The 12,850-nt window shown below is 43.4% G+C and carries 7 protein-coding genes; all 7 read left to right on the forward strand.

What is annotated here, in order from left to right; genetic code table 11:
• Positions 1 to 488: 488 nt before the first annotated feature.
• The 7 genes from ACVBIO_RS09035 (at position 489) to ACVBIO_RS09065 (ending at position 12,841) form a co-directional block, all read left to right on the forward strand.
• On the forward strand, positions 489 to 2,774 hold the full coding sequence (locus ACVBIO_RS09035) for an OmcA/MtrC family decaheme c-type cytochrome (protein WP_447172453.1): 2,286 nt from the start codon (positions 489 to 491) through the stop codon (positions 2,772 to 2,774).
• A 453-nt stretch (positions 2,775 to 3,227) separates the two neighbouring features.
• The gene (locus ACVBIO_RS09040) at positions 3,228 to 5,387 is read left to right on the forward strand and encodes an OmcA/MtrC family decaheme c-type cytochrome (RefSeq protein ID WP_447172437.1); all 2,160 of its coding nucleotides are present in this window, start codon (positions 3,228 to 3,230) and stop codon (positions 5,385 to 5,387) included.
• Between the two features lie 375 nt (positions 5,388 to 5,762).
• The gene (locus ACVBIO_RS09045) at positions 5,763 to 7,859 is read left to right on the forward strand and encodes an OmcA/MtrC family decaheme c-type cytochrome (protein ID WP_447172438.1); all 2,097 of its coding nucleotides are present in this window, start codon (positions 5,763 to 5,765) and stop codon (positions 7,857 to 7,859) included.
• Positions 7,860 to 7,974: 115 nt separating this feature from the next.
• Positions 7,975 to 8,961, forward strand: a complete 987-nt coding sequence (locus ACVBIO_RS09050) for a DmsE family decaheme c-type cytochrome (protein ID WP_447163534.1) — start codon at positions 7,975 to 7,977, stop codon at positions 8,959 to 8,961.
• Between the two features lie 13 nt (positions 8,962 to 8,974).
• On the forward strand, positions 8,975 to 11,092 hold the full coding sequence (locus ACVBIO_RS09055; RefSeq protein ID WP_447163535.1) for an MtrB/PioB family decaheme-associated outer membrane protein: 2,118 nt from the start codon (positions 8,975 to 8,977) through the stop codon (positions 11,090 to 11,092).
• A gap of 497 nt (positions 11,093 to 11,589) precedes the next feature.
• Complete coding sequence (locus ACVBIO_RS09060) at positions 11,590 to 12,168, forward strand: hypothetical protein (RefSeq protein WP_447161575.1); 579 nt, start codon at positions 11,590 to 11,592, stop codon at positions 12,166 to 12,168.
• 31 nt (positions 12,169 to 12,199) lie between these two features.
• Complete coding sequence (locus ACVBIO_RS09065) at positions 12,200 to 12,841, forward strand: uracil-DNA glycosylase family protein (protein ID WP_447172439.1); 642 nt, start codon at positions 12,200 to 12,202, stop codon at positions 12,839 to 12,841.
• Positions 12,842 to 12,850 lie beyond the last annotated feature (9 nt).

Consider the following 12,850-nt stretch of genomic DNA (forward strand, 5'->3'; position numbering starts at 1 on the left):
GTTCAACAGCAAGCTGATTGATTTAACATTACCACTAACAAGACTCAACTCAACACAAACATCAAACGCTAACTGAATAACATTCAACCCCTACAATGTAAAAGTTTGGTTAAACCTCAAAGCTCATCCATGGCGGCATGTTTGATTCAAATCAATTTCCTATACAAATTAACCTAATTGCTTAAGCCTAACTTAAGCTTTAACCGCTCAAAATTAACACTGGTTTAAAGCTGGCCTTAGACACGATATAACTATATGTAAATAATGGGTATTAACATAATTTAACACCCTATTGTTCAGCAGATGACTCAGTTCACATTTAATCCCCTCACCTCAAAGTCAGCGACCTCTTTTGAGTAAGATCATGTTGAGGAAGATCCTCATGCTTAAAGAGGTACAAACCTCACAGCAGATATAACCTATGCAGGGAATAAAAATGATGATGAATCGGTACAGCGCTTACAAGCGCTGTAAAATCAGCCATCGGCATCGGAGCGTTTGCAATTGCTCTGATCGGTTGTGGCAGCGACGGCAAAGATGGCGAAGACGGTAATAATGGCAATATCGGCATCGATATCCAACAAGCGACTAGCCTCAAAGCCAATATCTTACATGCAACAATCACTGAAGGTGTTGTTGCCGTAGACTTTGAACTGCTAACGGCTAATGGCGTTGCGGTATCAGGCTTAGAGTCATTCGATGACATTAACGCCTTAGGCTTTGGTATCGCAAAGCTTGATGCATTGCAAAAACGCGACCGTCCGTTGCCAGGCTTTGACAGCCCTGAGCCGGAAGCGACGCCGATGAAAGGAGAGAAATCATCACAGTGGGTTAGCTATATTAATAGCATCAAAATCCCTGGTAGTATCGCCGATGGTCAAGCGTTACCAGAAGGATGGGATAAACATCAAGGCCCACAAATTCAAGCGAATATTGAAACTAGCTGTAAGACGGCCTGCATCGAAGTACTCGCTCACGGTGAATATCGCTACACCTTTTCTAAAGCGCTCAACCAATACGAGCAAATTGAAGGCTTAGATACCGAGTTTAAAAGTGAGTTAACTCACCGCATCACGCTAGAACTAAAGCCGACCAATGTAGTCAGTAACGCAACCTTAATTAACACCCATTACGATTTCATTCCAGCTCTTGATCGCGAAGCCGAAGCGGATGAAACCCGTAACTTGGTAGATCTACAAGAATCATGCATTCGCTGCCACAATGACAACTACGAGCACGCATGGGCACCTAAGCTATCAATGCATGGTGGTAAGCGCATTGAAATCGAGAACTGCGTCGTCTGCCATACCACCTATTCAGGTGATCCAGAAACTGGCGCGACTATCGATATGGGCTCTATGCTGCACCAGATCCACAAAGGTCAATACTTTATGATTGGTTATGGCGGAAAAGCGCACGACTACAGTGAAGTCACCTTCCCAGCAGATGCTAAAGCGTGTCAATCTTGTCATATCGAAGGCGAAAACGCGCCAGCTCAAGCGGAGCAGTTTCACTTCCATAGACAGGAAGCCTGTCTAAGTTGTCACGAAAAATTCGCAGCGCCTGAATGGGATGGTACAGCCCGTGGTCTATTCCACTCTGAGCAGTTCCCACAATACGTTGAACGTGATTGCGCAGCTTGTCATGCCGATGACAGTAACCCTATGGGCGCGGCGAAGTTCCATTTAAGAAGTGAGTTGGAACGCGCAATAGTTAAACAAGACTTTAATTTCGAAGTCACTAATAGCGCAATATCGTTTGATGATGCAACTGACGCAACCTTGTCATTTACCGTCACATTTGATACTGCACTTGAGTCATCGCCTAGCGAGTTGTCGTTCTTTAAAGACCTAAACGTAATTGCAGCAGGCTCGACAGAAACTGATTTCAATAACTATGACAGAAGCCATAAAAATAGAAAGTCGTGGAATGTTGCTTCGTCTGCATTAATTGAAAGTGGCACCGTTTCTGTTAAAACTGAAGATAACAAGTCATACGACTATGCCATCAACAGTGTAAATGCTGCTGATTTTGGTACTCAAAACTCAGGTAGCCTATTTGTCGGCGCGCGTTTATGTACGAACCCAGATAGTGAAGAGGTATTAGCCTGTGACGATGAAGTTGTTGTATTCACCACCATCAATGCTGACTCAACAACATTTGGTATAATTCAAGATAGTCGCCGCGTTGTATCTTCCGATAACGCTTGTCAGGGTTGTCATGATAATAGCTTAGACATTACTAAACATCATCCAGCAAAATCTAGCTCATGTGTAGCATGTCATTCGCCAGAGGCGACCGTATTGAATAATGGATCATTTACTGATGGCTCTTGCGCTTCATGCCACACAGCAGAATTAACCCAACGTCATAATGGCCGTGAGCTTAACAACGCTTTTGACTATAAAGTCTTAATTCATACGCTTCACGCAAACAAGCGTGACTTGCGTAAAGGCAGTGAACAGATCACCTTTACCAAGCATTATGGTGATTGTGCTTCTTGCCATGATAAAGGGCAATTAGCAATGAGCGATACCGCAACGTTGCCAGCGGTTATGGCTAAGCTTGACGGAGAAAATGTAGAGTACTCTCCAATTGCAGCAGCTTGTGGCTCATGCCACACAAAAGAAAGCTTCGGTGCTCACGTAGAATCTAACGGTGGCGTATTTGGTGCCCCACGTGGTACTTATGACGGCACAGAAAGCTGTGCAACTTGTCACGCTGAAGGTAAATCTTTCGGGGTAGACAAAGTACATCCAACTAACTACAAATAGTCTTTAGCCTCTCCGTGATTAACGGGATAGCAGACTTAACTCCACAGCAAAGCGAGAAGTTTATCTTCTCGCTTTTTTTTATGTCTAAGAAGCAATCAACCACGAGCATATTGTCGCCACTATGTATCGGTAGCATAACGAAAAAACATCCAAGTAAAGAGGTGAAAACTTAAGCGCCAACCAACCAACATTTATGCAACAAACGGAGTTCTATTTGCGAGCAATTCTTAAACGATAATTAAATTAGTCCTAAAAACACTCTTTTCTGACTACCTCTAAAGAAATAGTCAGATCTCAATCACATAAAGGGGTTAAAACACCTGCTAATTGCTTCCCGCTTAGTTAGCCTTAGAAATGGAAATAAAATTCCACACATTAATTACGGGTTAAAGAGAGTCATTCTCATACAACTAATGTAATTGGTGATGAATAAAACTATTGCAGGGACAAAAAATGATGAAAAAATTTAATCTAAGCGCTGATTCAAAAGCATTGCTTACAGCCGGATTGCTATCACTAGCAATGACAGGTTGTAGCGGTGATGATGGTAAGAACGGTGAAGATGGTAAGCCAGGTCCAGTTGGCTTAACCGTTGCAGAAGCGACAAGTCTAAAAGTAGACATCACTTCTACTGAAATTGTCGATGGTATTGTAAAGGTGAACTTTGACCTAACAAATTCCAATGGCGTTGCTATTACTGACCTAGATACCTATGAAAATGTAGATACCTTAGGCATGGGCATCGCCAAGCTAGTGCCTCAAGGTGGTAAAGGCTACAAAACTCCTCAATGGGTTAGCTACAACAACAAGATGGTTGATGTTGAATATAAGATTCCACCAGGATTCGAAGACAAAGCCGCTCCGCAAATTCAGGCTATTATTGAAGGCGATTGCAAACAAGAGTGTCTAATTCAAGTTTCACCGGGTGAATACACTTACACTTTCAAACTCAATTTAAGTACTATTGAACCCGTAGGTGACTTAGATCTGACTTATGACGACAGCATAACTCATAGAATCACTATGGAGCTAAGAGCCGATAAGAACACGAATAAACTCGTTAATACTCATTTTGACTTCCTACCTTCTTCGGGTGATGAAGTCGAAGCTGAAGACACTCGTACTATCACTCTATTAGAAGAGTCATGTTTACGTTGTCATAGTGATGATTATGACCATTACTGGGCGTCTAAACTTATCATGCATGGCGATAAACGATTCGCGCTTGAAAATTGCCAAGTTTGTCATACTAGCTACTCAGCAGATCCAGAAACAGGTACCCCACTTGATTTGGGTTATATGATCCACAAACTCCATAAGAGCGATTACCTTATGGTTGGCCATAAAGGTAGCCTTCATGACTATCAAGACCTAACCTTCCCTGCTGATATGTACGATTGTCGTACTTGTCACCAAGAGAAAGAAACAAGTCCTGTCGACGCTGGTAACTTTAAGCACCATACAGCGTTAGCTTGTGGCTCATGTCACTCAGGTTCGACCGATCCTCAGCAAATCAAGACTGATATGCATGAAAAGTATATCGAAAAAACAGAATGTAGCACTTGTCATGCAGAGCAAGGTGAGCAAGGTGCTGGCCATCATATGACCGACGCTATTGCTAAAGACAATGCAAAAGATGCTTATAGCGCCAAGCTTGTTGATGGTTCAGTCAGTCTAGACTCAGGTATGATCACATTTAAGGTCAGCTATGCTGATAGCAGCCTAACAGGTGATGTGACAAGTCCAGATGCTGATAAGCGTATCAATTACAGCACCATCTATTTTGGTTTTGGTAATGAGACTGACTTTGAAACTGGTAAACAGTCATATAAGTTAAAAGAGCTAACGCCAACTGCAGCAAGTGAAGGCGTTTATACCTACACTGAAGCATTTAGCTTAACTCCGTCAAAAACTGAAGCAGCTACAGCAGTAATAACAACTAAGATGTGTGTAGATAGAGATACACTTGCTGGTGTTGAGTGTGGTGCTGGTACCGATCCATCAATTAACCCAGCAGTTATCGTTGGTGAACTAGTTGCCTTTAACTTAAACGGAGACGAAGAAGTCACTGCGCGTCGTACAGTCATTAGCAATGAAACCTGTGCTAACTGTCATGATGAGAAGTTTATCGGTAAGTTTGGTATCGACTTTAAGCATGGTGGGAATTATGCAAACTTTGAGGGTGAGTGCCAAATGTGTCACAACCCAACATATAGCGATCGTAAGCCTATAATCGAGCATATCGATTTTAAAGTACGTATTCACGCGCTACATGCAAGTAAGTTCGGAGATAAAATCACCTTCCCTGAGCATTATGGCGATTGTTCTACTTGTCATGATAAAGGGCAGCTAAGCATGAAGGGACTGTCTAAGCTTCCAGCAACGACAGCAACAGATGCTGAACTTGGAAAAGTAGAGTTTTCTCCGATTGCTGCTACGTGTGTCAGCTGTCACGGTGTTAAATCAGAATTAATCGCTCATATTCGCAGCGAAGGTGGTGCAGCCAACGATACTGTAGGCACGTACACTCCAGGAAGTGAAGGTTGTGCAACTTGTCACGCTGAAGGCGCTGCTTTTGGTGTTGATAAACTTCACCCTGTAAATTATAAGTAACTAAGTACATATAATTTAAATATCTACAAAGGGAGGCTTAGCCTCCCTTTTTCTTTGCAATATGATTGTCCCGCCCTGAGAAACGATTGCCAACAACCGCTGAAAGCTTTTATTACAGATATCACGCATATAAGTCCGATATTTTCAACTTTTATAACGTTTCCCGCCTCTCCTACATACCTCTTTATAAATAGACAGATCTAGGTCACATCTTGGCACCTGTTATGCAGATTTTAGCCCTACATTACGTTAGCCTTTCATTGGGGAATCTTATTTCCAGCATTGACTTAAAACGGAAATTAAAAAATTACAGTCGGCCTCGTTAAATTGAGCCACACGTTTAAGACAGTGCCAAACCTATGCAGGGAAAAAATGATGAATACTAACAAATCTAAAATTGCGCTGCTTCTCGCAGCAGGTGCTGTCTCTATGGCCCTTACAGGCTGTGGTGGCGACGATGGTAACGACGGTAATCCTGGCAATCCAGGTGGTCCAGCGGCTAATTACATCAACACACTTAATCTCAAAGTGACTGATGTCACTTACACTGATGGCGTTCCCACAATCAATGTGTTTGCCACAAACGAAGAAGACCTACCTGTTGTAGGTTTAACTGCGCTTGAAGTGAAAAATGTCGCTCAACTTATCCCACAGGGCGCTACTGGTGCGGGTAATCGAGCCCAATGGCAACCGATAGGCTCTCAAAAACAGTTTGAAGATCAAAAGAACGGTAACTACCGCTTCACTATCGATAATATCAAGGTTGAGAAGTTCAATGCTGAACTGACTCAGCGCTACAACGTTATCGCCAGCGCTTCGACGCTAGCTGATGGTGCAACTACAGTTCCGCGCACAGAAATTTCACAAGATTTTTCTGGTGAAGGCTATGATGCGCTTTACACTAAGAATATCGTTTCTCAGCAAACTTGTGCGAAATGTCACGCAGAAGGTGAGCCTCTGACTCGCCGCCACAGCACTTATATCAATCAAGAGAGCTGCGCAACTTGCCATGATAGTGGCAACTATGGCATGGAAGAAGAGAAGCATTGGAATCACTTGATCCACAATATTCATAACACCGACAAGATATTCGAAAGCAAAGGTTATGTTTTTGATGGCGAAAAAGCTGAAGCGCTTATCCAAAACAACTGTAAGTCTTGCCACGTTCCAGCAGAAGAAGGCGAGCCAGAATTAGCTGAATGGGGCAACTGGTCAAGCGTTCCAACCATGGAAACCTGTTCTAGCTGTCACAGCGACATCGACTTTAAAGCGGGTCAAGGTCACTCACAACAAGCTAATAACTCAAACTGTATTGCTTGTCATAACGCGAGCTGGACAGAAGAGATCCATTCAGAAAGCTATACTCAGACAAAAAACCTAATCAATCAATACGGTATTGAGACTAGCTCAACTGTCGACCCGACAACCAAAGCAGCCACTATTACTATCCAAGTCGTTGATGCTGATGGCGTTGCACTTGATATCAACACTATAAAGTCGCAGATCCAACGTATCGATATCATGACGAACGTAGGGCCAAATAACATGGCCATGAGTTACGGCAAAAAAGATTCGATTACAGCAGTTAAAAATGGTGTTGTTCTTTCAGAAGAAGGTATTGTCGATGGTAAGCTCGTTTACACTACTATCAAGCCTCTAGATTTTGGTGCAGCAAAAACTGACACAGATACCGCGGTGACCTTTGTTAACTGGGCTATGTGCTCTGAAAATGATCAATTTACAGACTGTAACGAAGTAAATATTGAGACGAATTTAGCAACCAATCCCGACAGTGGTAACAAATTCTTAAAAGTTGATTTCTTTACAGGCATGAAAGCAGATATGGCCTTTGCTACTTTATCTGGAGAAACTGCAAGTACCCGCCATGTAGATTCAGTTAACTTTGGTGCCTGTGCTAACTGTCACGGTACAGAGTGGCAATCTAATTACCATAAAGGCGAAAACAGCCCGGGTATAGTCATGTCAGAGCAAGTTGCTCATAGTGAAGATGCTAATGGTAACCCAATTATCGGTCTAGATGGTTGTGCAACTTGTCACACTCCTGCTGGTACCTATGCAGCAGGTAAAAACAAAGGTGCACTTGAAATGAAACTGCACGTAAAGCATAGCCAAGGTGATTACGCCGTTATCAAAGGTATGAACTGTGATCAGTGCCATAACGACTTCAACCTTGACGCATTCAAGAAGAAAGACGCTTTAGCAACAAGTGTCGAGGGACTATTTACTCCTGCTCAAACTAGTTTTTATACTACTCCAATTGCAGCGACTTGCGGATCTTGTCATAGCTACAACATGGACAGCTTCAAAACTCACGTTGAAGGTAAAGGGGCATTGGTCAACGTTGAGTTTGATGAACTTCCAATTGATGCAGATGGCAACTTGACACACACAGAAACGTGTTTCTTCTGCCACGAGCCTAATCCAGGCGATCACACTTCTATGAAGATGTAATTTGCGCAACACTCAATGACTCTCGTTGTTAACGCTTGAGTCCAAGAGTTTTGAAAAAAGGGGGAGGCCTCTCCCCCACTTTCTCTTCAAAATTGTGCAAGTTTAGGAAGCTATTATGAAGATCACTAAAAAATTAAAAACCCTACTGCCAGCTTTGATGGCGACGGCTGTACTGTCACTTGGTTTTGCTCAGACGGCGACTGCGTCAAAGTGGGATGCTAAGATGACGCCAGATGAAGTTGAAGCCACACTGGATCAGAAATTTGCCGAAGGTAAGTACTCACCAAAAGGTGCTGACTCTTGCCTTATGTGCCACAAAAAATCTGAAAAAGTGATGGACCTATTTAAGGGTGTTCACGGCTCAGTTGATTCAAGCAAGAGCCCTATGGCTGGCCTTCAATGTGAAGCGTGTCACGGCCCAATGGGTAAACATAACCGCGGCGGTAACGAGCCAATGATCGCTTTTGGTCCTGATTCAACACTGAGCGCTGAGAAGCAAAACAGTGTTTGTATGAGCTGTCATAAAGACGACAAACGTATGGATTGGAATGGTGGACACCACGACAATGCAGACGTTGCTTGTGCTTCTTGTCACTCGGTACACACAGCCAAAGACCCTGTTCTTTCTAAGAACACTGAAATGGAAGTGTGTACTAGCTGTCATACTCAGCAAAAAGCGGACATGAACAAGCGTTCAAGCCATCCAATGAAGTGGGCGCAAATGGTGTGTAGCGATTGTCATAACCCACACGGCACCATGAGTGATTCAGATTTAGTTAAGCCTAATGTTAACGAAACCTGTTATTCATGCCATGCAGAGAAACGCGGCCCAAAACTGTGGGAGCATGCACCCGTTACTGAAGACTGCGTGACATGCCACAACCCACACGGCAGCGTTAACGAAGGCATGCTAAAGACTCGTGCTCCACAGCTTTGTCAACAGTGCCACTCATCAGCACATAGCGGTCAAGCGCTATTTGGCAACACTGAACAAGGTTCAACTGTTGGCGGTAACGCAATGACTGGTGGACGTAGTTGTTTGAACTGTCATAACCAGATCCATGGTTCTAACCATCCATCTGGCCAACTATTCCAGCGCTAACGGAGACGAGAAGATGAAATTCAAATTAAATTTAGTCACGCTCGCTTTGCTTACCAACGCCGGAATGTTTATGTCTGGTGCAGCTATCGCAGCTGATGGTTATGGCATTCAAAATGCGAACACCGAAAAAGTAAAATTCGACAAGTGGGTGTGTAAAAACTGTAAAGTCGAAAAAGGCACTGTAGGTACTGTTGGCGTAGGCGCGGGTTATAGCGACAGCGATGATATTCGCTCCGCGAATGCCTTTGCAACTGAAGGCGGCTTTGTCGGTAAAGTTGACGCCGATGTGAAATACACTGGCGAAAATGGCTACCAAGCCACTATCGAAGCTGACAATTTAGGCATGGAAAATGGTCGTGCCGAGATTAATGTCGGTAAGCAGGGTCAATACAACTTGAACCTAAATTACCGTCAAATCAAAACTTACAAAACCGATGAGGCGATGAGCCCTTATCAAGGTATTGGCGGTGATGATCTAACGCTTCCTGGCGATTGGGTTCATGCCGGTAGCACACAAGACATGACCAGCTTGTCTTCAAGCTTAAACCCACTTGAGCTTTCACTTAAGCGTGAACGTGCTGGCTTAGGCTTTGACTATACGTTTTCAAATGAGCAAGGTGAATCATTATGGAGCACCTACGTTAATTATCAACGTGAAGACAAAACTGGTCTTAAACAAGCATCTGGTAGCTTTTACAACCTGTCAATGATGCTTGCTGAACCTGTGGATTACACCACAGATACTGTTGAAGCTGGCGTACGCTTCTCTGGAGACAACTGGTTTACTTCGGTTAATTATAACGGCTCTATCTTCAAGAATGAGTATAGTGAACTGTCGTTTGAGAATGCGTTTAGCCCAACCTTTGGCGCGCAAACTACTGGCTACATGTCACTCGATCCTGATAACGAAGCCCATACGGTATCTGTTCTTGGTCAATATGTTGCTGGCCGAACAGTGATGAATGGCCGTTTTTACTTAGGCCAGATGACTCAAGATCAAGACTTCAATACATCGGGTTATGGTTATCAATTGCCAAGTGAATCACTTGACGGTCGAGTCGACACGCGCGGCGCCACCCTAAAAGTGGTTTCTCGTATTAATCGTCAACTGCGATTAAACGCAAGCTATGATTATAGCGACCGTGATAACAAGACCAATGTTGAAGAGTGGACGCAGATCAGCATCGATTCTACTACGGGTCAAGCGGCTTACAATACGCCATACGACATCACCACTCATAAAGCTAAGCTAGGTGCAGACTATCGTCTTGCTCGCGGCCACAAGCTTGAAGGTGGCTTTGACTACCGTAAGGATGAGCGTAGCTATTCAGATCGTGAAACCACTGATGAAAGTACACTTTGGGCTAAATACCAGCTCAGTGCTTTTGCCAACTGGAACATGTGGATTAAAGGTAGCTACGGTCAACGTGATGGTTCTAAGTATCAAGCGTCTGAGTTGACATCTGATGAGTCAAACGACCTACTGCGCAAGTACAACCTTGCCGATAGAAACCGTACTCAAATCGAAGCACGTGTTACCCATAATCCAACTGATAGCTTAACGCTAGACTTTGGTGCTCGTTATGCGCTTGATGATTATAACGAAACTCAAATCGGTCTGACCGAATCGAAAGATATGAGTTATGACGCTAGTGTCAGTTACCTAATCAATGATGATATGACAGTAACGGCTTTCTATAACCGTCAGAACATCGATTCAGATCAAGCAGGTAGCACTAACCTTGGTGCACCAAACTGGTATGGTGTAGTTGAAGATCAATTCGACATTATCGGTGCAGGCTTTAGCTACAACAACTTGATGGAGCAAAAGCTACGTCTAGGTGTTGATTATACATACTCAGACTCAAACAGTAACACTCAAGTCACCCAAGGTATCACCGGTGATTATGGTGATTACTACGCTAAAGTGCATAACGTCAATGTTTACGCCTTATACAAAGCAACAGAGAAAATGGATCTGCGCTTGGACTATAAGATGGAAAACTATAAAGACAACGATGCAGCAAATGACATCGCAGTAGATGGCATTTGGAACGTGTTAAGCTTTGGTAATAATAGCCACGACTATAATGCACACCTCATCATGCTTAGCATGAGCTACCGTTTGTAATTCAAGTAAACCTCGGTACATCAAAAAACCCGCTTAATGCGGGTTTTTTATTGCCTATAATCGTCGCTATTGTCTTCGTGCTTGGCTTCTCTGTGTGACCGTTGCAAAAAATTTACATCAACCATAACTCTTCCATAAGTGCTTATCTACCATGAAGCGCTTCGCTTTCACCGAGTTCTCGGAGGAAAAGCTTAAAGATAAAACTCAACGAACTTAGCTTTTGTCTTCGTGCTTGCCCTCTCTGTCTTTCATGGATAGCCACTTTTGCCCTAATACTGTTTAGCTAGCGCAGACACTATAGAGTGACCAGTCAGCCCAAACATCGCAAACAATTAAGTGAAATCCCAAACAATTAAATGAAGTCCAGAACAATTAAGTGAGCTCGATCACCGCAAAGATAAAAATTCGCGCTAAAAGCTCGCGTCATCTCCATTCAACTTGAACTTATCACTGCTTTAGTAGATCTTAATATCATCATATTCATTTAAAGACTTCTCATGACTCGTTCAACATCTATTTATAAAGCTGCTCTTCTTACAATCTTTATTGCACCACTTCCCGCATTTGCTATGGCGTCTGACACCACCAACGTGTTGCTGCTCGCTATAACACTTGGCGGTTTCAGCTTGTTTAATTTACTGCTCAATGCATTGTTTTACTTTACGGGTAAATATCACAGCCGTAACTTTGCCAAAATGCATACGCTTGTCGCCATTATCCCGTCGGTTATTGCGTTGTTTGTCGCCCTAATCTACTTCGATACTGCTGGTGCTATTTCGATGAATATTGGTGTAATTATTATTGCCATCGGACTGAGCTTATTACCACTTCAACTGAACTTGTCAGCCACTAAAGCACCGACTAAAAACAGTGCGTTAATTATTGTACTCGCCGCTATCTCGCTATTAATCGCTGCTTATTTCGTTACACCTATCGCCATTTTTGCAATTGCATGCGCCCATGTCGCCTTGATTAGCCAAGCCGACATTAAAGTGAAGTTCTTAAGCCTATCAACCCTTGCTATTGGCTACGGTTACCTAGGCTATTGGGCTTACCAAATCATTCAATATAGCTAGGTAACTAGCAGCAAAACCAAAATTAAATACTATGCCTAACGAACCTAGCTTCACACAGTTCCAAGCAGATATTGCGCGATGCCAGATCTGCGCGAAGGTTTTGCCGCTTGAGCCTAGGCCTATTGTTCAGTTAGGCAAGCAAGCCAAAATCCTTATTGCAGGCCAAGCTCCAGGGCAAAAAACACATCATAAAGGGCGACCTTTTGATGATGCTAGTGGCGAGCGCCTGCGCACATGGCTTGGCGTCACTAAAGCGCAGTTTTACGACCCTAACTTGTTTGCCATCGTCCCTATGGGGTTTTGTTATCCCGGTAGTTACACCACTGCCGATAAAAAAAGTGGTGATAAACCACCCCGTCCAGAATGTGCCCCAAAATGGCGCGCCGATGTATTAAAACAACTTGAGCAGATTGAGCTCACTCTAATAGTTGGAAAATATGCTATTGAGTGGCACCTAAAGCAGAATCTTAGCGTCACTGAGTCGGTAGCTAACTGGCACACATTGTGGCCAAACACCTTAGTGATGCCGCATCCCAGTCCAAGAAATAATATTTGGCTTAAACGAAACCCAGATTTTGAACAGCTGATTATCCCTCAATTACAAAAGCGTGTTGCCCTGTTAATTGCCGCAAACCAAACGCAGCGCACAAATGCCTATCAAGCTCACAAATAACTTATAAAG

The sequence above is a fragment of the Shewanella sp. 0m-8 genome (assembly GCF_052977265.1).

What these genes read in the sequence shown, in the direction of transcription:
- ACVBIO_RS09040 (WP_447172437.1), top strand. Translation starts at nt 3,228, where the DNA reads ATGATGAAAAAATTTAATCTAAGCGCTGATTCAAAAGCATTGCTTACA.
- ACVBIO_RS09045 (WP_447172438.1), top strand. Translation starts at nt 5,763, where the DNA reads ATGAATACTAACAAATCTAAAATTGCGCTGCTTCTCGCAGCAGGTGCT.
- ACVBIO_RS09050 (WP_447163534.1), top strand. Translation starts at nt 7,975, where the DNA reads ATGAAGATCACTAAAAAATTAAAAACCCTACTGCCAGCTTTGATGGCG.
- ACVBIO_RS09055 (WP_447163535.1), top strand. Translation starts at nt 8,975, where the DNA reads ATGAAATTCAAATTAAATTTAGTCACGCTCGCTTTGCTTACCAACGCC.
- ACVBIO_RS09060 (WP_447161575.1), top strand. Translation starts at nt 11,590, where the DNA reads ATGACTCGTTCAACATCTATTTATAAAGCTGCTCTTCTTACAATCTTT.
- ACVBIO_RS09065 (WP_447172439.1), top strand. Translation starts at nt 12,200, where the DNA reads ATGCCTAACGAACCTAGCTTCACACAGTTCCAAGCAGATATTGCGCGA.